The organism is Streptomyces flavofungini (genome assembly GCF_014650815.1).
GTDB classification, from domain to species: domain Bacteria; phylum Actinomycetota; class Actinomycetes; order Streptomycetales; family Streptomycetaceae; genus Streptomyces; species Streptomyces flavofungini.
Map to the genome: position 1 here is coordinate 132,353 of NZ_BMVR01000013.1, position 22,007 is coordinate 154,359.

The window sequence follows — 22,007 nt, forward strand, 5'->3', positions numbered from 1 at the left end:
CCCGCTCGCCGGCACCTCTAAATTAGCAGTGCTAGTTTCTGCGGGCAGCCCTACTATGTGCCGCATGGCCCGACCGCGCAAGCCCCTCCTCAGCCGAGATCGCATCGTCGACGCGGCCCGCGCCCTCGTCGACGCCGAGGGCCTCGCGGCGCTCTCCACCCGCCGCCTCGCCGCCGAGCTCGGCGTCAGCGGCCCCTCCCTCTACAACCACTTCCGCACCAAGGACCAGATCCTGGAAGCGGTCGCGGACTCGGTGAGCGCGCAGGTCGACCTGTCGATGTTCGAGGACGGCCGTGCGTGGCGTGCCGCGCTGCACGACTGGGCCGTCTCCTACCGCGCGGCCCTGACCCTGCACCCCAACATCGTCCCCGTCCTGGCCCGCGGGCCGGGGCGGCGTCCCGCCGGACTCCGGCTCGCCGACGCGATGTTCGGCGCGATGGTCGACGCGGGCTGGCCTCCGGCGCAGGCCACGTCGATCGGCGCGCTCATGCGGTACTTCATCATGGGGTCCGCGCTCGGCTCCTTCGCGGGCGGGTTCGTCGACGACGAGGCGGCGTACGACCCCGCCGACTATCCGCACCTCGGGCAGGCGCACTTGCTCGCGGAGCACCAGGAGCTGGTGGACGAGCGGGCCTTCGAGGCGGGGTTGCGGGCGCTGCTGGACGGTCTGCAGCTTCAGTACGACCACCTGGCGGTGACGCGGACGGGGTGAGACGCGGGGGGATCGGTGAGCCCCGCAGGGCCGCTCAGAACACCACCAGCGCCCGGCCCCCCTTGCCCGCCAGCATGTTCTCGAAGGCCGCCGGGATGCCGTCGAGGCCGATGCGGTCGGTCACCAGGCCGGTCAGGTCGAGGCGGCCGGCGCGGACGTGCTCGGCGAGGACCGGGAGGTCGACGGCCGGGTCGGCGTTGCCGTAGACGCAGCCGGACAGGGTGCGACCCCAGTGGAACAGCTCCAGCGCGTTGAAGGTGACCTGCTGGTCCTTGCCGCCGATGCCGACGACCGTGGTGCGCCCACCGCGCCGAGTCGACTCCCACGCGGCCCGGATCGTCACGGCCCGCCCCACGCACTCGACGGCCACGTCGACCCCCTGCCCGCCGGTCAGTCCCCGGATGTCCCGGGCGGTGGCGTCGGAGGCGACCACGTACTCCGTGGCACCCGCCGCCCGCGCCAACCCCTCCTTCGCCGGGGACACATCGACCGCTACGATCCGCGCGGCCCCGGCGATCCGGGCGGCCTGGAGCGTGGCGAGGCCCACCCCGCCCGCCCCGAACACGGCGACCGTCTCGCCCTCGCGGACGCGGGCCGCGTGGTGCACGGCGCCGTACCCGGTCAGGACGGCGCAGCCGAGCAGGGCCGCGTCCGTCAGCGGGACGCCGTCGGGCACGGGCAGCACACAGCCCGCGGCGACCACCGTCTCCTCGGCGAACGCGGCGACGTTCAGGCCGGGGTGCAGGTCGGTGCCGTCGGCCCGGCGCGCGTACACGGCGCCCGCACCCTTGAGCGCGTTGCCGCACAGCCACACCTCGCCGAGGCCGCAGGCGTGGCAACTGCCGCACGAGGGGGCCCAGTTCAGTACGACGCCGTCGCCCGGGGCGACATGAGTGACGCCCTCGCCCACGGACACGACCGTGCCCGCGCCCTCGTGCCCGAGCACGGCGGGTACGGGCACCCGCATCGTGCCGTCGGACAGCGACAGGTCGGAGTGGCACACCCCGGCGGCGGCAAGGCGCACCCGCACCTGGCCGGGTCCCGGTTCGGGCAGGTCGATCTCGGTGATCTCCAGGGGGGAGCCGACTGCGGGCAGTACGGCGGCACGGACGCGGACCACGATGACGTACTCCTAGCGGATGGAGGTCTCCATCAGGACCAGAACTGGCCTGAACTACCGGAATTACTTGAGGTACCTGAGCTGCCTGTGAGCTGCTCAGAACTGGAGCGACTTGGTCTGGAGGTACTCGGAGAGGCCGTGGGCGCCGAGTTCGCGGCCGACGCCCGACTCCTTGTAACCGCCGAAGGGCGCCAGCGGGTTGAAGCTGCCGCCGTTGATGTCGACCTGCCCGGTGTGCAGACGGCGGGCGAAGGCGACGGCCTCGGCGTCGTCACCGGCCCACACCGCGCCCGCGAGGCCGTACACGGTGCCGTTGGCGATGGCCTCGGCGTCCGCCTCGTCCTCGTACCGGATGAGGGAGACGACGGGGCCGAAGATCTCCTCCTGGGCGATGGTCATGCCGGGGGTGACGTCGGCGAAGACGGTGGGGCTGACGAAGTAGCCCTGCTCGCGCGGCGCTTCGGGGCCGCCCGCCACGAGGCGGGCACCCTCCTCGACGCCGCGCTCGATGTAGCCCCGCACGCGGGCCCGCTGCCTGTCGTTCACGACGGGGCCGATGCGGTCGCCGTACTTCGCGGCGGCGGCCCCGGCCAGCTCCACCGCCTCGTCGTACTGCGAGGTGTGCACCAGCATGCGGGTCCAGGCGCTGCAGGTCTGGCCGGAGTTGGCCATGACGTTCGCGACGCCGACGTGCACGGCCTTGGCGAGGTCGGCGCTCGGCAGGATGACGTTGGCGGACTTGCCGCCGAGTTCGAGGGCGACGCGCTTGACGGCGGCGCCCGCGAGGGCGCCGATGCGCTTGCCGACGGCCGTGGAGCCCGTGAACGAGACCAGGTCGACGCCGTCGTGCTCGGCGAGGGCCTGGCCCGCGACCGGGCCGAGGCCGGTGACCAGGTTGAACACGCCCGCGGGCAGGCCTGCCTCGTGCACGATCTCGGCGAACAGCTGGGCCGTCAGCGGGGTGTCCTCGGCGGGCTTGAGGACGACGGTGCAGCCCGCGGCGAGGGCGGGGGCGACCTTGGCGACGATCTGGTGCAGCGGGTAGTTCCAGGGCGTGATGGCCCCGACGACGCCCACCGGCTCGGCGTAGACGGTGGAGTTGCCGACCTGCTCCTCGAAGGCGTACGTGGCCGCGAGGTCCGCGTAGGACCCGGCGACCAGGACGGGAACGGCGGCGTGCACGGCCTCCGAGAAGCGCGGCGGGGCGCCGAGTTCGGCGGTGACGGTCTCGGCGATCTCGCCCTGCCGGGCGGCCAGGCCGTCCCGGATCGCACCGATCCGCGCCGCCCGCTCCCCGGGCGGGGTGGCCGCCCAGCCGGGCAGGGCGGCCCGGGCCGCGCGCACGGCCGCGTCGACGTCCGCCGCGGTGCCCGCCGGAACGTGCGCGATGACCTCTTCGTCGACCGGATTCACGACGGGGATCGTGTCCCCCGCCACGGCCGGGCGCCACGCGCCCCCGATGTACATCCCGTCGTGGGCCTTCATCCGATTCCTCCCCGAGGTGACCTGGCGACTGGCGTGCGCCCCCAAACTAGCGCCGTTAGTTTTTAGCCGCCAGGGCGGTCCTGGGTTCGTGGGCCGGGGCCCCGGTCCGCGGGGAAGTGCGGCCTGCCCGCACCCGGGCCGGCCCCGGGCGTGCGGGGCCCGGGCCCCGGGGAGTGCGCACCCCCGGGAGCGCCCCGCCGCAAGGACAGGGCCGCCGCCGCCAGCAACAGCGCGCCCAGCATCACGAAGGGCGCCCCCACCCCGGCGACCCCGGCGATGGCCCCGGCCCCGGCAGGCGCAGCCACCTGCCCGAGCCGATTCCCGGTGAGCCGCAACGCCAACGCGGTGGACCGCGCCTCGGCGGGCGCCGCCTGGACGACGGTGGTCATCGACAGCGGCTGCCCGACCCCGAGGCAGAACCCCAGCAGCACGAGCATGGCGCCGAGCGCCCACACCGGCACCGGCACGGCGACCCCCGCGCACAGCACCGCACCGAGCAGGCAGGTGACGGCGATGAGTACCCGCCGCCCGAGCACCCGCACGAGCGGCGTCATCACCAGCCGACAGGCGATCGTGGCACCGGCCCGCAGGCTGAGCAGCACCCCCACGGTCGCGGGCGCGATCCCCCGGTGCTCACCGACGACCGGCAGGTACGCGGTGAGGATGTCGGTCGCGGAGAGCACGGCGAGACTGATGAAGATCCCCGCGGGCACCCCCCGCGCCCGCAGTATCCCGAGCACGGGCACCTTGCCCGGCGGCCCCACCGCCTCCCGGCCCGCGGCCGTCCCGGCGGCCTCCCTGACGCGGGCCCCCGCCGACCCCCCGTGCTCGATCCGCCACAGCGACGTGAGGGCGATCGCCCCCACCCCCGCCGACGCCACGAGGGCCACCGCGCTGGTGCGGTCCATGTCCGGCCCGATCAGGGCCCCCGCGGCGATCGGCCCGACGAGCTGCCCGAGCGAGGCGCCGATCGTGAAGTGGCCGAAGTTCCGGTCCTGTTCGGCGGCGGCCGACTGGCGGGCCACGATGGACTGGGCGCCGATGACGAAGCAGAGGTGGCCGAGCCCCATCACCCCGCTCCAGGCGGCGAGCGCGGCGAGGGACGAGGCGGTGCCGCTGAGCGCGCACCCGCCCGCGATGAGCGCGACACCGCTGGGCAGCAGCGGCGCGCAGCGCCCGTGGTCGGTGCGGCGGCCGAGCGGTACGGCGGCGAAGAGGGGGAGCAGCGCGTACACGCCCGCGATGACGCCGATGGCGCGTTCGTCGGCGCCGAGGGACAGGGCCCGGTAGGAGACGGCGGGCCGCGCCATCGACACCGCCCCCTGCGCGAAGGAGAAGGCGATGACGAGGCGCAGCAGCCAGCCCCGGCCGGGCGGCGGTGCGCCGTGGCCGGGGCGGCGGCCGTGCTTCCGCATCAGCGGACCCCGTCCCGTCGCATCAGATGATGCCGAAGAGGATTCCGGCGCCGAGCACGACCAGCGAGGTCAGCACGGCCCACTTGACGGTGAAGCGGGTGTGGTCGCCGAACTCGACCTTGGCCATGCCCACCAGGACGTACACGGCGGGCACCAGCGGGCTCGACATGTGCAGGGCCTGGCCCGCGATGGAGGCGCGGGCGATCTCCAGGGAGGAGACGCCGTGTGCCTGGCCCGCCTCGGCGAGGACCGGCAGGACGCCGAAGTAGAAGCCGTCGTTGGACATGAAGTAGGTGAGCGGGATCGACAACAGGCCGGTGACCAGGCCCATCTGGCCGCCCATGCCGTCGGGGATGGTGGAGACGAGCCAGTCGGCCATGGAGTCGACCATGCCGGTGCCGGTGAGGACGCCGGTGAAGACGGCGGCGGCGAAGACCATGCCGGTGACGTTGAGTACGTTCTCGGCGTGGGCGGCGATGCGGGCCTTCTGGTCGGGCATGTGCGGGAAGTTGACCGTGAGGGCGAGGGCCGCGCCGAGCAGGAACAGGACCGGGATCGGCAGCCACTCCATGATCATGGCGGTGAGGAGCAGGACCGTCAGGGCCGCGTTGAACCAGTAGAGCTTGGGGCGCAGGGTGGGGCGGTTGGGGTCGAGCCCCTGGAACCCGTCGTCGTCGGCGTCGTCGGCGGCGGCCGGACCGGACGCGTCAGCCTTGCCGGAGGCCTCGGCACCCGCCCCGCCGCCCAGGGCGACCGCACCCCCGGAAGAGCCCGAACCGGCGCCCCCGGAGCTGGAGTTGCCGCCCTTGGTGAAGCTGACCCGCCCGGCGGCCGCGTCCCCGCCCGCTCCCACGAGCACCGGCTCACCGGCCCGCGTCTCGCTCTCCAGGACCTCGTCGAGGGACAGCACCCCGAGCCGCCTGCGCTCCCGCAGCCCGAGGGCGTACGACAGGATGAAGACGGCGACGAGTCCGCAGGCGAGCGCCGGGATCATGGGGACGAAGATGTCGGCGGCGTCGACCTTGAGCGCGGTGGCCGCGCGGGCCGTGGGGCCGCCCCAGGGCAGCGTGTTCATCACGCCGTTGGCGGTGGCGGCGACGCCGGTCATCACGACGAGGCTCATCTTCAGGCGCTTGTACAGCGGGTACATCGCCGAGACCGTGATCATGAAGGTGGTGGAGCCGTCGCCGTCGAGGGAGACGATCGCGGCGAGCACGGCGGTGCCGACCACGATCCGCATCGGGTCCGCCTTGCAGAAGCGCAGGATGCCTCGGACGATCGGGTCGAACAGACCCACGTCGATCATGACGCCGAAGTACACGATGGCGAACATGAGCATCGCGGCGGTGGGCGCCAGGTTGCCCACCCCGTCGAGGACGTAGTCCCCGAGATGGGCGCCCTTTCCTACGAAGACGCAGAACAGCGCGGGGATGAGCACCAGTGCCGCGATCGGCGACATCTTCTTCATCATGATCAGCACCAGGAAGGTGGCGATCATGACGAATCCGAGGATTGTCAGCATGGGGGCTACCTATCGTTCACCATCGAACTACCACCAGGTCTGGCGGTTCGGATGACCGTAGGACCGGCCAGGAAGCGTTAACAAGACGTTGACATGCGAGCAATAAGCGCAAAACTCCAGGTCAGCGGGTTTCTGCTACGGGCAGCGGGGCGACGGTCACCCGGAAGCCGTTGAGCACGGCGGTGCCGGAGAGCGGGTCGAGGAGGGTGCCGTCGAGGAGCTGGTTGACGTTGGCCCCCGGGTCGGCCGCGGCCACGCCGAGGCGGGTGCCGGGCCGGTCGTGGCCCCAGCCGTGCGGCAGGCTCACGACGCCGGGGCGCACGGCGTCGGTGATCTCGACGGGCACGGCGATCTCACCGCCGGCCGCGCTGACGCGCGCCTGCCGCCCGTCGTCGAGGCCGAGGCGGGCGGCGTCGTCGGGGTGGACGTGCAGGGTGCAGCGGTTGGTGCCACCGATGAGGGCCGGGACGTTGTGCATCCAGCTGTTGTTGGAGCGCAGATGGCGGCGGCCGACCAGGACGAGCCCGGCCGGGGACCCGTCCGGGGTGCGGGACTCGTCCAGGGCGCGGGCGAGGCGCGGCAGGTCGGCGGCGATCGGGGCGGGCAGCAGCTCGACGCGTCCGCTGCGGGTCTTCAGGAGCTGGGGCACGCGGGGTTCGAGGGGGCCGAGGTCGATGCCGTGGGGGTGGTCGAGGAGGCGCTGGAGGGTGAGGCCGTCGGGGTCGGCGCCGAAGCCGTCGCCGTACGGGCCGAGGCGCAGCATCAGGTCCAGGCGCCGCTCGGGGCCGCTCTCGCCGGTGAGCCGGCCGGCCAGTTCCTTGGGGTCGCGGCCGTGCACGCGCGCGTGCGGGTCGGCGACGGCCTTGCCGAGGGTGCGGTCGACGGCCAGGGCGTCGACCGCGCCCGGGTCCGCGCCGTGCATGCCGATGGCGGCGAGCACGAGGCGGGCCAGGATCTCCGTCTCCGCCATCCGGCCCGCCTCCAGGGGGACGGCGGCACGGTTGTAGCGGACCTGGTTGCGCACGGAGAACGCGCCGAACGCGAAGTCGTGGTGGGCGCTCTGCGAGGGCGGGGGCGGCGGCAGGACGACGTGCGCGTGGCGTGAGGTCTCGTTCAGGTACGGGTCGACGCTGACCATGAAGTCCAGGGACGTCAGGGCCTTGTCGAGGCGGTCGCCGTCGGGGGCGGAGAGGACGGGGTTGGCGGCGATGGCAATGAGGGCGCGGACGGGGCTCTCACCGAGGCCGCCGTCGGCCGGGGCGCCCGCCGCCGGGCCGCCGTCCGCCGCGCCGCGCCCCTCCCGGTCACCGCCTGCCGCGCTCGGCCGCGTGTCGATCTCCGCCGCCAGCGCGGCGATCGGCAGCTCCCCCTTCGCCTCCGGGTGCCCGTCGGCCCGGCTGCGCCAGCGGCCGAGCGCGAACCCCTTGCCGGGTCCTGCGGGGCGCGGCGCCCGGTCCGTGGCGGAGAGGGGGAACATGGCGCCGCCGGGCCGGTCGAGGTTCCCGGTGAGGACGTTGAGTACGTCGACGAGCCAGCAGGTGAGGGTGCCGAGGGCGACGGTGCTCGCGCCGATGCGGCCGTACACGGCGGCGGTGGGCGCCCCGGCCAGCTCGTGGGCCAGCTCCCGGACGGTGGCGGCGGGCACGTCGCACGCCGCCGCGACGGCTTCGGGGGTGAAGTCCCGTACCGCGTCCGCCACTTCCGGCACCCCCGTCACGTGCCCGTCGAGCGCCCCCAGGTCCACCAGGCCGTCCGCGAAGAGGACCTGCGTCAGCGCGGCGAGCAGGAGCGCGTCCGTGCCGGGCCGGATCGCCACGTGCCGGTCGGCCAGCTTCGCGGTGCGGGTGCGGCGCGGGTCGACCACGGTGAGCTTGCCGCCCCGGGCGCGCAACGCCTTGAGCCTGCCGGGGAAGTCGGGGGCGGTGCACAGGCTGCCGTTGGAATCGAGGGGGTTGGCGCCGAGCATCAGGAGGTGGTCCGTGCGGTCCAGGTCCGGCACGGGGATGGCGAGGGCGTCGCCGAAGAGCAGCCCGCTGGAGACGTGCTTGGGCATCTGGTCGACGGTGCTGGCCGTGAACAGGCTGCGGGTGCCGAGGCCCGCGAGCAGCAGGGGCGGGTAGAGGGCACCGGCCATGGTGTGCACGTTCGGGTTGCCGAGCACGACGCCGACCGCGTGCGGCCCGTACCGCTCGACCACCGGCCGGATGCCCGCCGCGACGGCGTCGAAGGCCTCCTCCCAGCCGGTCTCCACCAGGCGCCCGGCCCGTCGTACGAGGGGCCGCCGCAGCCGGTCCGGATCGCCGTCGGCCGCCCCGAAGGAGGCGCCCTTCGGGCAGATGAAGCCGCGGCTGAACACGTCGTCCTTGTCTCCGCGCGCACCCGTCACCGCGGTCCCCTCGATGGTGAGGGTGAGGCCGCAGGTGGCTTCGCAGAGGGGGCAGACGCGCAGGGCGGTGCGGGGCATGGGGCCTCCAGAACAGCGGCGAGGGCGGCTTTGACGCGCAGACGGGCCGAGCATACCGACCGGTATGCATGGTGGCGAGGGTGTCGGGGGGACGCGGTACGGGCGGCGTCAGCCCCGGCAGGCCGTGCCCGTACGTCGGCCAGGCACCCGCCGACCCACCCCGCCCCTCTAGTCCAGCACCCGCGCCAAATAGGCCCGCAACAGCGCCCGCGCCTCCCCCACGATCGCCTCGTCCCCGCCCGGATCCACCCGGAAGGCGAGCCGGAACAGCGCGTCGGCCGTCTCCACCGCGACCAGGAAGGCGCGGCGCAGGGCCGGGTCGGGGGCCCGCCCGATGTAGGCGGAGAGCAGTTCGGCGAGATGGTCGGCGACGCGGTGATTGGGGGCGGCGCCGGGATCGCCGACCGGGATCTGGGTGCCGAAGTCGACCAGGGAGAAGCCGGGGGCGGTGCGCTTCATGGCGAGGTACTCGTCGAGGAGCGCGTCGAGGGCGGCGCGCCAGTCCCCCGCCTCGACGGCGGCGAGGCGCCGGGTGACCCGTTCGGCGTAGCGCTCCAGGTTGCGGTGGGCGAGCGCGTCGACCAGGGCGCGCTTGTTGCCGAAGAAGCGGTACACGGAGCCGATCGGGACGCCCGCGCGCTCGGCGACGGACCGGGTGGTCAGGGCCTCGTAACCCAGCTCGTCGAGGAGGTCGGCGCAGGCGTCGAGGATCCGGGTGAGGCGTTCGGCGCTGCGGCGCTGGACGGGGGCGCGGCGCAGGGCGGCGGGGGCGGGCGGGCGCTCGGGGGCGCTGCGGTCCTGCATCCCGGGAGAGTAGAGCACTGTTCACATTTCATGGATCCTCTTGCGCTGGGAAATCTGGAATCCTACGGTGTTCCATAGGAATCAGGTCGGGAGCACCGGCCCGGAAACCGAGGGAGCTGTGATGAGCGGGGACGACCCGAGGGACCACGCACGCAAGACCGCCGAGGGGCTGAGCTACCTCACGGGCTTCGGCAACGAACACAGCTCGGAAGCCGTTCCCGGCGCCCTGCCGCACGGCCGCAACTCGCCCCAGCGCGCACCCCTCGGCCTGTACGCGGAGCAGCTCAGCGGCACCGCGTTCACCGAGCCGCGCGCCCACAACCGCCGCTCCTGGCTGTACCGCATCCGTCCTTCGGCCGCGCACCCGGCGTTCACGCGCGTCGACAACGGCGCGATCCGCACGGCGCCCTTCACGGAGGCCGTCCCGGACCCCAACCGGCTGCGCTGGAACCCGCTGCCGGAGCCCGCTCCGGGCACGGACTGGCTCGCGGGCCTGTGGACCCTCGGCGGCAACGGCGACGCGACCCAGCGCACCGGCATGGCGGTGCACCTGTACCACGCCAACTCCTCCATGACGGACCGCGTGTTCAGCGACGCCGACGGCGAGCTGCTGATCGTCCCCGAGCACGGCGGCCTGCTGCTGCGCACCGAGTTCGGGCTGCTGCACGCCGAGCCCGGCCATGTCGCCCTGATCCCGCGCGGCGTCCGCTTCCGCGTGGAGCTGCTCGACGAGAGCGCCCGGGGTTACGTCTGCGAGAACTACGGCGCCGTCTTCCAGCTCCCCGACCTCGGCCCGATCGGCGCCAACGGCCTCGCGAACGCGCGGGACTTCAAGGCCCCGGTCGCGGCGTACGAGGACGATGCGGATGCCGCCGCGGGCCCCGTCGAGGTCGTCAACAAGTTCTGCGGCAACCTCTGGTCGGCGACGTACGACCACTCCCCGCTCGACGTCGTCGCCTGGCACGGCAACCACGTCCCGTACGTGTACGACCTGCGCCGCTTCAACGTCATCGGCACCATCTCGTACGACCACCCGGACCCGTCGATCTTCACGGTGCTCACCTCGCCGTCGGACACCCCGGGCCTCGCGGGGGTCGACTTCGTGGTGTTCGCGCCGCGCTGGCTGGTCGGCGAGGACACCTTCCGGCCGCCGTACTTCCACCGGAACGTGATGAGCGAGTACATGGGCCTGATCGAGGGCGCGTACGACGCGAAGGCCGCCGGAAAGGGGGGTTTCGTCCCGGGCGGCGGCTCGCTGCACAACATGATGTCGGCGCACGGACCCGACCACGAGACCTTCGAGCGGGCGAGCGCCGCCGAGCTGAAGCCGCAGCGGATCGACGACAGCCTTGCCTTCATGTTCGAGACCCGCTGGCCCGTCACCGCCACCGAGCAGGCGGCGAGGGCCACCCACCTGCAGCGCGGCTACGACGACGTGTGGCAGGGTCTGGAGCGTCATTTCCGGCCGTAGTGCCCGCACTTCCGGCCGCTGTCCGCCTCGTCACCGGAGTACGGAGTTCCACGTGACCGCTTTCGCCCCGGACTCGATCGTCCTGAACCGAAAGCTGCCTCTCTGGTATCAGGTGTCGCAGTCGCTGCGCGCCTCGATACTCGGCCGGGCGCCCGACGCCCCGCTGCGCCTGCCCACCGAGGAGCAGCTCGCGGGGCACTACGGCGTCAGCGTGCTCACCATGCGGCAGGCCCTCAAGGAGCTGGAGGACGAGGGCCTGATCAGCAGGCACCGGCGGCGCGGCACGTTCATCGAGCCCGGGGTGCAGCGCGGTTCGCCCGTGCGGCTCCTCGGCTCGGTGGACGCGATCGTGGCCCAGCAGTCCGGCATGGACACCAAGCTCCTGTCCCAGGGGCAGGAGCCGGTGCCCGCCGAACTCGCCGAGTACTTCCCGGACGTGGACCGCGTCGCCACGTACCACCGGCTGCGCAGCGACACCAAGACCGGCGAGCCGACCAACCACGCCCGCAACCACATCCGCCCCGACCTCGCCGACCGCGTCGACCCCGCCGATCTGGAGCGGTGGCCGATGACGAAGGTCCTGCGGGACGTGGTGGGCGTGGCCATCTCCCGCATCACCGACACCGTGGAGGCCACGCTCGCCGACCCCGAGACGGCCCGCCTCCTCCAAGTCCCGCTCCTGAGCCCGATCCTGCACTACACGGGCATCACGTACGACGACCAGGGCCGGGCTCTGGACGTGGCCCGCATCCACTACCGGGGCGACCGCTTCTCCTTCACCGTCACCCTGGACGCGACCTGATCACCGGCGCCCCGGGCCCGGCCGACGCCCGGCATCCGCGACGCGACCTGATGGCTCCCGCCGTGCCCGTCGTACGATGCCGGGCGTGACGCACGACGAAGCGCCGCTGCTCGCGGATCTCCTGCCGTGGTCCATCGCGCCGCTCAGGCCCGGGCGCGGGTGGCCGATGGCGCCGGACCCGGCGTCCCTGAAGGCCCGTTGGAACGCCTTCGTCCGGGCCGACGCCGCCGGCCGCGAGGCGCTCCTGCGGCCCACCCGGTCCCGGACCCTGCACACCGCCGTCGCCCAACTGCCCGGCTGCCACGGCGCCACGGTCCGCCTCGCCCGCGCGTCCGGCCCCTGCCCCGAGCCGGTGCGTGTGCTGCACGGCCCCTTCGACGAGCAGTGGCTGATCCCCGACCACCGCCTGCTCGACGTGGCCCGGCCCGAACTGTGGCGCGTTCGCGGCGCCGGACAGCTCTTCCTCACCGAGCAGGGGTACGTGGCCGACGGCACGGGCCCCCCGGTCCTCGCGTCCGCCGTGCTCCCCGACGGCCGCTCCCCCGCGGGCCGCCCCGGCCGCATCCGCCCCCTCTTCCGCCGCCCCGGCGGCGTCGAACCCAACCTCGCGCCGGGCCTGCTGAGCCACCTCACCCGGCTGTACGGGACCGAGGTCACCGCCCGCGACGTCCTCGCGTGGACCCTGGCCGCCGCCCAGGCGTCGCCGTCGGGCTGCGCGGTGCCGCTGACCTCCGATGCCCAGGCGTGGGCGCGAGGCGTCGCGGCGGGACGTCGGCTCCTGTGGCTGCACCTGCGCGGCGCGGGCGGCGACCGCCCCAGACTCCCCGGCGGCCGCCGCCCCTACGTCCGGGCCCCGCTCCCCGCCAGGCCCCGCGCCCTCACCTACGACCCGGACGAGGAGGCCCTCCTCGTGGACGAGACCGGCGTCATCTCCCCCGTGCCCGCGGGCGCCTGGGACTTCCGGGTGAGCGGCGTCCGGGTCCTTGAGCTGTGGTTCGACCGCCGGGTGGCCGACGCGGAACCGGGCTCCCTGGAGGCCGTCCGGCCGTCCGCCTGGCCCCAGGAGTGGACGTCGCAACTCCTCGAACTGGTCACGGTCCTCGCGCTGTTGGCCGAGGAGGAGCCGTTCGCCGTCGGGGACGGGGGGCGGATCACGGCCGGGGAGCTGCGGGCGGCGGGGGTGCTGCCGGTGCCGGGGGCCGCGCGGCGGCCCGCTTCGGTGCTGGATCACCATGAGGAGGGGCCGGAGGGGCAGTTCGCGTTGCTGTAGGGGGGGGTGGCTTCCGGTGCCCGCCGAGGAAGCCGTTCCCGTGACCTTTATGGCCCTTATGGCCCCTGCGATCTCTGTGATCCCGCTGCGACGTGCCGCCCGCCGTCACGTGTGCGGAGCGCGCCCCGCCCCGGCCCCCGGCAGCAGCGCCACCAGGCTCAGCCCCTGCAGCACCACCAGCACGACCACGCCCAGGTGGAAGCCGGACTCTCCGCCGCCACCGATGCCGTACGCGAGTGCGGCGATCGCCGGGCCGACCGCGAACGCCAGCGTACGCGACGTGTTGCCGACGCCGCCCGCCGTGCCGACGAGGTGCGCCGGGGTCGCGGTGAGGATCCCGGCGTTGACGGGGGTGCCGAACAGGGCCTGCCCGGCGCCCGCGACGGCGAGCCGCCAGCCGATGTCCCACAGGCCCGCGTCGGGGCCGAGGGTCACCATGCTGAGGACGCCCGTACCGCACAGCCCGGCCCCCACCGCCCCCACGAGCCGCGGCGGCAGCCGGTCGGCGAGCGCCCCGCTCAGCGGCGCCGTCAGCGCGACCGCGCCGATGAAGAAGACCATGGCCACGCCGGTCAGGGACGCTCCGGCGTCGAGCACGTCGGAGACGTAGTACGGCAGCAGGAAGTAGGAGAGCCCCACGAAGGTGCCGCTGAGGAAGAGGGAGAGGACGGGCAGTCCCACCTCGCGGCGGCGCAGCAGGTCCAGGACGGGGCGTGCCGAGCCGAGCCGCGCCCAGGCCACGGCGCCCGCGACGGCCACGAGGCCGGACAACGTGGCCGTGCCGGGCGCGTCCGCCTCGATCCGGCCGAAGGCCAGGAGCAGCGCGGTCACGGCGACGCCGAGCACCACGCCGTCCCCGACCAGCGAACGGCCGGGCGCCGCTAGGGCGTTTCTGATGGCTCTTGGTCGGCCGCCAGGGAGATCGTCGGCGCAACGGGAGCTGCCCCGCGAGGTGCTGCTCGCCCCGGCGCCCACACCCGTGACAGCCATCTGACGGTTTCAAGAGCCGTCAGAAACGCCCTAGACCCTTGTCCGTGCGCGGGATGAGGCGTGCCCCCAGCCACCACACGACGAGCAGCACCGGGATCTTCAGCAGGAACACCGGCCGCCAGCCGTACGCGTCGACCACCGCCCCGCCCAGCGACGAGCCGCCCATGGACCCGATCGGCATGACCGTGGCGACGAACCCCATGGCCCGTCCGCGCTGTTCGGGCCGCACGCTCGCGGCGACCACCGGCAGATAGAACGCGCCGACCAGCGCGCCCGCCACGCCCTGCAGCACCCGGGCCGCGAGCAGGACCTGCAGGCTCGGCGCACAGGCCGCGAGGACGCTGGTCAGGCCGATCGCGGGCACGGCGAGCAGGAACAGGGCGCGCAGGTCCACGCGGTCGCTCCAGCGCCCCGCGGGGATCGCGAGCGCGGCGGTGGGCAGCGTGTACGCCAGCAGGACCCACTGGGCGGACGAGGAGCCGACGTCCAGGTCGTCGCCCATCGCGGGCAGCGTCACCGCCGTCAGGCTGATCTCCAGGGTGACCATGAGCATCGCCAGCGCCATCACGGCGACGGGCACCCAACGCGTGGGCGGAGCGCCGTCGGGCGGCGGGGTGCGGGTGGATGCGGGAATGTGCTGAGCCATGGGGCCGACGCTAGGAAGGGGGCGGGGGGCGTCGCCCCTGTCGGATGACTGGGGTGTGCCGGGTGCCTGGCCGCTGACCGGGGTGTGCCGGGTGATTGGCCGCGCTGGGCGGTTCGTATGTGGCGGTGCGGTGGTCGCCGCTCCCCCTGCCCAGTCGCCCCACCCCAGTCGCCCCACCCCAGTCATCCGACAGAGGCGACCGTGCGGACCGCCCGCATACCTTCCTGGATGTCGGCACCAGCCGCACCGCACCACCCCTCCCACCTGGAAGGACATCCCGTGCACGCCATCCGCATCCACGCCTTCGGCGGCCCCGGGCAACTCCGCTACGAAGAGGTGCCCGACCCGGAGCCAGGACCCGGCCAGGTCCGGATCTCCGTACGGGCCGCGGGAGTCCACCTCCTCGACACCGCCCTGCAGCGCGGCGCGGGCGACGAACTGCCCTTCGCGCTGCCGGAGCTGCCGGTCACGCCGGGCCGCGAGGTCGCCGGGGTCGTGGACCGGCTCGGCGCGGGCGTCGGCGAGGAGTGGCCCGGCCGCCGGGTCGTCACGCATCTCGGGCTTGTCAACGCGGGCTACGCCGAGCTGGCGGTCCGCGAGCCGGAGGCGCTGTTCCCGCTGCCCGACTCCCTGTCGTACGAGGCGGCGATCGCCATGGTCGGCAGTGGGCGGATGGCCCTTGGCGTCCTGGACGTGGCCGCGCCCGGGCCGGACGACGTGGTCCTCGTGACCGCCGCGGCGGGCGGCGTCGGCACGCTCCTCGTGCAGGCGGCGAAGAACGTCGGCGCGACCGTCGTGGCCGCGGCGGGCGGCCCGGACAAGGTGGCGCGGGTGCGGGCGCTCGGCGCGGACGTCGCCGTCGACTACACCCTGCCGGACTGGGCGGACCGGGTGCGCGCCGGGCTCGGCGGCCGTGCGGTGAGCGTGGCCTTCGACAGCGTGGGCGGCGCGGCGGGCCGTGCGGCGTTGGAACTCCTCGGGCCCGGCGGGCAGTTCGTCGTCTACGGCTGGTCGTCCGGCACCCCGACGGAATTCGCGTCGAAGGACCTGCACGACAAGCTCCTGACGGCCACGTACGCGCTGGGCCCCCGGCTCCTGCGGGTGCCGGGCGGCCTGCGCGGCCTCCAGGAGCGGGCGCTCGCCGGGGCGGCGGACGGCACGCTGGTACCGGCCGTCACCACGTCCCCGACCACGTCGAGGCCGCCGTCCGCAACGGAAAGGCCGACTCCGTACGGGAGTTGGCCGAGCGGTACACCGAGTGGGCCGGGCACACGGGCGCACCCTGGGCCCGTGCGATCGCGGCACGCTGCCGGGGGCTGCCGGCCGAGGCGGGGACGGCCGGGACCGCCGGGGCGGGCGGCGGAGCGACCGACGCCGACGCCGTGCACGCGGCGTACGAGGAGGCCCTGCGGCTGCACGCCGACGACGGCCGCCCCTTCGAGCGGGCCCGCACCCGGCTCCTGTTCGGCCAGTGGCTGCGCCGGGCGGGCCGCAGGAGCGAGGCCCGCGGCCCGCTGCGGGCGGCGCTGGACGTGTTCGAACAGGTGGAGGCGGCACCCTGGGCGGAACGGGCCCGCGCCGAACTGCGCGCGACCGGCGAGAGCAGGTCCCCGCAGCGCCCGGACCACCTGACGGCGGCCCGCCTCACCCCTCAGGAACGCCAGGTGGTCCGCCTGGCCGCCACAGGAATGTCCAACCGTGACATCGGCGCCCACCTGTTCCTGTCCCCCCGAACAGTCGGCTACCACCTCTACAACGCGTACCCCAAGCTGGGCGTCGCGTCCCGAGGCGACCTGCCCCACCTGAACCTGCAAGCCGACTGAGGCGCCGCGAACGAGGGCGAGGGCGGGATTTCACCCCGTGCGGCATTTGAGGACGGGGGCGAGGGAATTCAGCCTGCCCGCCACGTGAGGACCAGGACGAGAGATTTCAACCCGCCCGCCACGTGAGGACCAGGACGAGAGATTTCAACCCGCCCGCCACGTGAGGACCAGGACGAGAGATTTCAACCCGCCCGCCACGTGAGGACCAGGGCGAGAGTTTTCAGCCCGTCCGGCGTTTGAGGACGAGGCCGCAGGCCGATCGGCGGCACCCCGCCCCACGGGCACCATGCGACAGCGCGAGCAGCGACAGGACAGACGGGGTGGGCGGGCGGGAGAAGAACGAAGAAGGGGAGGACGGCGGGACGCCACGGCCCGAGACCAGGGCGCCCACGCCAGAAACTAGTGGCTGCCGAACAGCGAACGCCGCAACCGCCGCAGCGGTGCGAACAGCGACACCCGGCGCACGCGTGCGCGCCTGCCGCCGCTGCGGTCGTGCGCGACGTCACGCGAGGTGAGCTCGCGCATCAGCAGCGTCGCCTCGGCCGCCTCGCGCTGCGGGACGGCGGGACCGCCCAGCACCGAGAGATGACGGTCGAGACGCGAACTGGTCGCGCCGCTCCCACAAGTGATCGCAGGGACCCTCGCCCTACTGCGCACTGTTATCTGTTCCATGTCACTCCCCACCCGTACGAGGGCACCCGGCCCAGGGCAGGTTAACCCTATCGCCCCGCCATGACACTCGTGTATCCCGGTCGCAGGATTCACCTTCCCCATAAGGACGTTGACGATTACTCTCCGAATCCAACTGATTTCAGGGTGAGTTGGACAACCGGTGCGGTGGTGGGCCGCACCGATCCCCCGTCGGGTTCGACGGTGACAGCGAGTGAGCTTGCCTTCCCGTTCAGATCGTCCGTGACGACCGGCGTTTCGCCGTCGAGAAGGCCCAGGGAGCGGGGTGCCGCCCCGGCACGCATCACCCACAGTTGATGGTCCCGGCCGTCGGGCGGGCTGCCGAGCCTGGACGGCGCGACCACGGCCTGCCCCCGCGCGCGGGACGCGACGACACCGAGGCCGCGCCCGTCGGCGTCCCTGGTGGCGGCCGCGCGGGCGTCGGGCGCGGCCAGGACGTGGGCGATCTCACGTGTGGCGGCCCGCTCCTCGCCGAGCCGGTCGTCGGCGCGGCCGAGGGCGAGGACGAGGACGCCGACGGCGACGAGGGCGAGGACGGCGGCGGACGCGGCGAGCGCCACGAGGACGGGGGCACGGCCGCGCGCCGGGGCGCCCCCGCGCTCCCGCACCACCGGTACGGGCTCCGGAGCCTCCTGCTCGGTGGCGCGCACGGCGGTCAGGATGCGGTCCCGCAGGTCCGGCGGCGCCGGGACGGAGGCGGCGTGTGCCAGGCGTACGGTGTCGGCGGCGAGCGCGCGCACCTCGTCGGTGCAGCGTGGGCACCCCTCCAGGTGCCGCTCGAAACGGCGGGTCTCCTGCGGGTCGAGGGCGTCGAGGGCGTACGGCACGGCGAGGGAGTGCACGGTGCGGCCGATCCGCAGGCCGCCTACGTACAGCCGGATGCGGCCGAGGGGGCCGGTGCCCGTTTGTCTCATGCGGCGGCGCCCAGGCAGTCGCGGAGCCGCAGGAGGCCGTCCCGCATGCGGGTCTTGACGGTGCCGAGCGGCACGGACAGGCGCCGGGCCACCTCGCGGTAGGTGTAGCCGTCGTAGTAGGCGAGCGTCACGGCCTGGTGCTGGAGGTCGGTGAGCCGCTCCAGGCAGCGGCGCACCCACTCCCGCTCCAGGCTGCCCTCGACCTCCTCGGCGACCTGGTCGAAGGCGGGCGCCTCGGCGCGCTGGGCCGCGCGCTGCTCGCGGTCGCTCGCGGCCCGCGCGCTGCGGACCCGGTCGACGGCCCTGCGATGGGCGAGCGTGAGGATCCAGGACAGGGCGGAGCCCCGCGCCGGGTCGTACCGGGCGGCGGTGCGCCACAGTTCGAGGAGCACCTCCTGGACCACCTCCTCCGACTGTGCGGGGTCGCGGAGCACTCTGCGGACCAGTCCGTACACGGGCCCGGACACCAGTCCGTACAACTCCTCGAACGCCTTCTGGTCGCCGCGGGCCACCAGGGGCAGCAGTGCGTCAGCGTCCACCGAGTCCCCCTATTTTCCTGCCTTTTCCTTGCCCTCCGCAGGCCTCTCCCGGTGGCCCCGGCCCACGTCCCCGGCCGTTTCCCGCTCCCCCGGGCGCCCAATTCTGGACGCGGTGGGGGTTCGGTGCGAGACCTCGCGCGGGATTGGTGCCAATCCGCGCGGGGCGCGGCGCCGAATGGCGGGGCAGACGGACCGCGCCCGGGCCACGCGCGCGGCACATCCGCCACAACAACCCACACCGACAGTGAGGACGGACGCGATGACAGCAGTCGCGAGGAGCCGCACGAGGCGACGGAACACCCGTGGCATCGTCGGGCTCGTGTGCGGTGTGCTGGCCGCCGGGGGGCTCGCAGCCGCCGGGACCGGCACGCTCGAACCGGAGGCGGCCCGCGCCTCCAGCCACCGGGAGGCCCCGCTGATCTCGGGGCAGCCGCAGTACGACAACACGGACGTGTACGCGTTCGTCAGCCCCGACAAGGCCGACACCACGACGATCGTCGCGAACTGGCTGCCGTTCTCGGAGCCGGCGGGCGGCCCGAACTTCTACACGTTCGCCGAGGACGCCCAGTACGACGTGCACATCGACAGCGACGGCGACGCGCAGGGCGACCTGCTGTACCGCTGGACCTTCGACACCCGTACGAAGAACGGGGACACGTTCCTCTACAACAGCGGGCCCGTCACGTCCCTGGACGACCCCGACCTGAACGTCACGCAGACGTACGACATCGACCTGCTGCGCCTGAAGGACCAGAAGGCCGTCTCCACCAAGAAGGTCGCCGACGATCTGCCGGTCGCGCCCAGCCACGTCGGCAAGGCCTCCATGCCCGACTACGGCAAGCTGCGCGACCAGGCCGTACGGAAGCTGCCCGGTGGCAACACGGCGTTCGCCGGGCAGGCCGACGACCCGTTCTTCCTGGACCTGCGGGTGTTCGACCTGCTGTACGGGGGCGATCTGTCGGAGGTCGGGCGTGACACCCTCGCCGGGTACAACGTCAACTCCGTCGCCCTGCAGGTGCCGTCCGCCTCGATCCGGCAGTCCGAGAAGCAGCCGACCGTCGGCGTCTGGTCGACGACGCAGCGCAAGAACGCGGCCGGGAAGTGGACGCAGGTCTCCCGGCTCGGCGCGCCGCTCGTCAACGAGGTCGTCGTGCCCATGAAGGACAAGGACAAGTTCAACGCGTCCGCGCCCTGGAACGACGCGGACTTCCTGCCGTACGTCACCAAGCCGGAGCTGCCGCGCCTGATCGAGTCGATCTACAAGATCAAGGCGCCGAAGGAGCCCCGCGACGACCTGGTGTCGGTGTTCCTCACCGGCGTGAAGGGCCTCAACCAGCCGCCGAACGTACGCCCCGCCGAGGCGCTGCGCCTCAACACCTCCGTCAAGCCCACCGCGTCGCCGAAGCGGCTCGGCGTCCTCGACGGCGACAACGCGGGCTACCCCAACGGGCGGCGCCTCAGCGACGACGTCCTCGACATCTCCCTCCAGGTCGTCCAGGGCGAACTCGTCGGCCAGAAGAACGACTTGGGCGACGCCGTCAACGCCAACGACCGCGCGTTCGGCCGGTCCTTCCCGTACGTGGCCCTGCCCACGTCGGGCTCGCGGGGCCCGCTGGCGGAGAAGGGCGCCCGCTCCGGCTCGGACGACGGCTCCGGCGCGCCCGGCGGCCCGCGCGACGCCCTGACCGGCGGCGCACCGGCCACAGCGGCCCGTGACACGGACGGCTCCTCCGACACCGTCCTCGTCGCCTCCGCCGCGGCCGGCGGCGCCGGCCTGCTGCTCCTGGCCCTCGGCCTGGTCTGGTGGCGCATGCGCGGCGGCGGCGCGGGTCCGCGGGGTCGCGGGTCCGGGGTGGCGGGAGGCTGAGATGACGCTCCGCCGTGGTTCCGTCCGGGGTGGCGGTGGGTCGGCCGGGGTGTCGCTCGACGGCACCCCGGTCGGGGAGCCGTCGGGTGGTGCCGGGCGGCGGTTCGGGTGGCGGCTCGGGGCCGTTGTCGTGCTCGCGGTCGTGCTGACCGCGGGGGCGGTGGTGGTCGGCGGGCTGCGGGAGGAGGGGCGGCCGTCGGTGGCGGCCGCCCCGCCCGCCCCGTACGCGGCGCCGCCCACCGGGCTGCGCTCGGGCGACCTCGACCGCAACGTGTCCGCGCTGCGCGAGCGGGTGCGGGCGCGGCCCCGGGACTTCGCGTCCTGGGCCGCGCTCGGGTCCGCGTACGTCGAGCAGGCCCGTACGCACGCCGACCCCACCCGGTACGCCGAGGCCGAGCACGCCCTGGACCGCGCGCTCGGTCTCCGGCCCGGTCACGACGGTGCCCTCGCCGGGCTCGGCGCCCTCGCCGCCGCGCGGCACGACTTCTCCGGCGCGCTGCGGTACGCCGACCGGGCGCTGGCCGCGAACCCCTACAGCGAGCGCGCCCTCGCCACCCGCATCGACGCCCTCGTCGAACTCGGCTCGTACGCACGCGCGTTGCGCGCGGCACGTACCGCCGACGCGCGGCGGCCCGGCATTCCCGTCTTCACGCGCTACGCGTACGTGCGGGAGCTGCGCGGGGACGTCGGCGCGGCGCGGCGCGTCCTGGAGCGGGCGCTCACCTCCGCGCGGGCGCCCGGTGATGTCGCGTACGTCGCCACGGCGCTGGCCCAACTCGCCTGGCGGCAGGGGGAGTACGCGCAGGCCGCGCGGCGGTGCGCCGTCGCGCTGCGGGCCGACCCCTCCTACGTTCCCGCGTTGGAGACGCGGGGGCGGGTGCGGGCCGCCCGGGGGCAGGTGGGCGCGGCCCTCGTGGATCTGCGGGGGGCCGTGGCACGGCAGCCGCTGCCCGGCGCGCTGGTCGCTCTCGGGGAACTGTACGAGTCCCGGGGGGAGTTGGGGCGGGCTCGCGAGCAGTACCGGCTGGTCCGGGCCTGGACTCGGCTGGCCCGGGCGAACGGGGTCAACCCTGATCTGGATACGGCGCTCGCCGCGGTCGACCACGGGGACGCGGAGGCCGCGTTGGCCGCCGCGCGGGCCGAGTGGGGGCGGCGGCGCACGGTGCATACCGCCGACGCGCTGGGGTGGGCTCTCCACTCCGTGGGGCGGGACGACGAAGCCTTGCGGTACGCGCGGCGGGCCACTGCCACGGGGTTCCGTGAGGCGTCCTTCTTCTATCACCGCGGGGTGATCGAGCTGCGCCACGGCTCCACCTCGCAGGCGCGGCGCTGGCTGAGTGCCGCGGTCCGGCTCAACTCCGGCTTCTCTCCCGTGGGTTCCCGGGAGGCCGGGCGACTGTTGGAGGGATTGGGATGAGGGCTGTTTCGTGGGCCGGTGCGGTCTGGTGGGGGGCGTTCCTGTCACGTACCGCC

General features: G+C 74.1%; 19 protein-coding genes. 8 read left to right on the top strand and 11 right to left on the bottom strand.

Features of this window, described 5'->3' with window-relative positions:
• Positions 1 to 64 precede the first annotated feature (64 nt).
• Positions 65 to 712 (top strand): TetR family transcriptional regulator, encoded by a 648-nt coding sequence (locus IE274_RS29825; protein WP_190119024.1) that lies wholly within the window; start codon positions 65 to 67, stop codon positions 710 to 712.
• 34 nt (positions 713 to 746) lie between these two features.
• Here the strand turns inward: IE274_RS29825 and IE274_RS29830 are convergent, their stop codons facing one another.
• The 6 genes from IE274_RS29830 to IE274_RS29855 form a co-directional block, all read right to left on the bottom strand.
• On the bottom strand, positions 747 to 1,832 hold the full coding sequence (locus IE274_RS29830; RefSeq protein ID WP_190119025.1) for a Zn-dependent alcohol dehydrogenase: 1,086 nt from the start codon (positions 1,830 to 1,832) through the stop codon (positions 747 to 749).
• Positions 1,833 to 1,928: 96 nt separating this feature from the next.
• A complete protein-coding gene (locus tag IE274_RS29835; protein WP_190119026.1) occupies positions 1,929 to 3,317 on the bottom strand; it encodes an aldehyde dehydrogenase family protein in 1,389 nt (462 codons plus the stop codon).
• Between the two features lie 62 nt (positions 3,318 to 3,379).
• Entirely contained in the window at positions 3,380 to 4,732 is a 1,353-nt protein-coding gene (locus IE274_RS29840; RefSeq protein WP_190119027.1) for an MFS transporter, read from the bottom strand.
• A 22-nt stretch (positions 4,733 to 4,754) separates the two neighbouring features.
• Positions 4,755 to 6,254 carry a CitMHS family transporter gene (locus IE274_RS29845; protein WP_190119028.1) on the bottom strand — a complete coding sequence of 500 codons (1,500 nt, stop codon included), beginning with the start codon at positions 6,252 to 6,254 and terminating at the stop codon, positions 4,755 to 4,757.
• 121 nt (positions 6,255 to 6,375) lie between these two features.
• Positions 6,376 to 8,718: a molybdopterin oxidoreductase family protein gene (locus tag IE274_RS29850; protein WP_190119029.1), complete on the bottom strand. Its 2,343-nt coding sequence runs from the start codon at positions 8,716 to 8,718 to the stop codon at positions 6,376 to 6,378.
• A 168-nt stretch (positions 8,719 to 8,886) separates the two neighbouring features.
• Positions 8,887 to 9,522, bottom strand: coding sequence for a TetR/AcrR family transcriptional regulator (locus IE274_RS29855; protein WP_190119030.1), 636 nt, complete (start codon positions 9,520 to 9,522; stop codon positions 8,887 to 8,889).
• Positions 9,523 to 9,643: 121 nt separating this feature from the next.
• Between IE274_RS29855 and hmgA the strand changes: the two genes are divergently transcribed.
• The 3 genes from hmgA to IE274_RS29870 all read left to right on the top strand — a co-directional run bounded on the left by hmgA (position 9,644) and on the right by IE274_RS29870 (position 13,065).
• Positions 9,644 to 10,993, top strand: a complete 1,350-nt coding sequence (gene hmgA, locus IE274_RS29860) for a homogentisate 1,2-dioxygenase (protein ID WP_190119031.1) — start codon at positions 9,644 to 9,646, stop codon at positions 10,991 to 10,993.
• A 52-nt stretch (positions 10,994 to 11,045) separates the two neighbouring features.
• Positions 11,046 to 11,795, top strand: a complete 750-nt coding sequence (locus IE274_RS29865; protein WP_030356155.1) for a GntR family transcriptional regulator — start codon at positions 11,046 to 11,048, stop codon at positions 11,793 to 11,795.
• Between the two features lie 76 nt (positions 11,796 to 11,871).
• Positions 11,872 to 13,065: a type ISP restriction/modification enzyme gene (locus IE274_RS29870; RefSeq protein ID WP_190119032.1), complete on the top strand. Its 1,194-nt coding sequence runs from the start codon at positions 11,872 to 11,874 to the stop codon at positions 13,063 to 13,065.
• A gap of 105 nt (positions 13,066 to 13,170) precedes the next feature.
• Here the strand turns inward: IE274_RS29870 and IE274_RS29875 are convergent, their stop codons facing one another.
• Both IE274_RS29875 and IE274_RS29880 read right to left on the bottom strand, forming a co-directional pair.
• On the bottom strand, positions 13,171 to 13,911 hold the full coding sequence (locus IE274_RS29875) for an MFS transporter (protein ID WP_190119033.1): 741 nt from the start codon (positions 13,909 to 13,911) through the stop codon (positions 13,171 to 13,173).
• Between the two features lie 163 nt (positions 13,912 to 14,074).
• Positions 14,075 to 14,701 (bottom strand): MFS transporter, encoded by a 627-nt coding sequence (locus tag IE274_RS29880; protein ID WP_190119034.1) that lies wholly within the window; start codon positions 14,699 to 14,701, stop codon positions 14,075 to 14,077.
• 279 nt (positions 14,702 to 14,980) lie between these two features.
• Here IE274_RS29880 and IE274_RS40445 point away from each other — a divergent pair, with 279 nt between their 5' ends.
• Entirely contained in the window at positions 14,981 to 16,333 is a 1,353-nt protein-coding gene (locus IE274_RS40445) for a zinc-binding dehydrogenase (RefSeq protein WP_190119035.1), read from the top strand.
• On the top strand, positions 16,246 to 16,524 hold the full coding sequence (locus IE274_RS40450) for a helix-turn-helix domain-containing protein (RefSeq protein ID WP_373305781.1): 279 nt from the start codon (positions 16,246 to 16,248) through the stop codon (positions 16,522 to 16,524). Before IE274_RS40445 ends, IE274_RS40450 begins: the two co-directional genes overlap by 88 nt.
• Before the next feature lie 399 nt (positions 16,525 to 16,923).
• Here the strand turns inward: IE274_RS40450 and IE274_RS29895 are convergent, their stop codons facing one another.
• The 3 genes from IE274_RS29895 to IE274_RS29905 form a co-directional block, all read right to left on the bottom strand.
• Entirely contained in the window at positions 16,924 to 17,196 is a 273-nt protein-coding gene (locus IE274_RS29895; protein WP_190119037.1) for a hypothetical protein, read from the bottom strand.
• A 116-nt stretch (positions 17,197 to 17,312) separates the two neighbouring features.
• On the bottom strand, positions 17,313 to 18,128 hold the full coding sequence (locus IE274_RS29900) for an anti-sigma factor (protein WP_190119038.1): 816 nt from the start codon (positions 18,126 to 18,128) through the stop codon (positions 17,313 to 17,315).
• A complete protein-coding gene (locus IE274_RS29905; protein ID WP_190119039.1) occupies positions 18,125 to 18,667 on the bottom strand; it encodes a sigma-70 family RNA polymerase sigma factor in 543 nt (180 codons plus the stop codon). The genes IE274_RS29900 and IE274_RS29905 overlap by 4 nt, the downstream gene beginning before the upstream one ends.
• Positions 18,668 to 18,926: 259 nt before the next feature.
• Here IE274_RS29905 and IE274_RS29910 point away from each other — a divergent pair, with 259 nt between their 5' ends.
• Positions 18,927 to 20,534, top strand: coding sequence for a DUF4331 domain-containing protein (locus tag IE274_RS29910; protein ID WP_190119040.1), 1,608 nt, complete (start codon positions 18,927 to 18,929; stop codon positions 20,532 to 20,534).
• 1 nt (position 20,535) lies between these two features.
• Positions 20,536 to 21,951, top strand: coding sequence for a tetratricopeptide repeat protein (locus IE274_RS29915; RefSeq protein WP_190119041.1), 1,416 nt, complete (start codon positions 20,536 to 20,538; stop codon positions 21,949 to 21,951).
• Positions 21,952 to 22,007 lie beyond the last annotated feature (56 nt).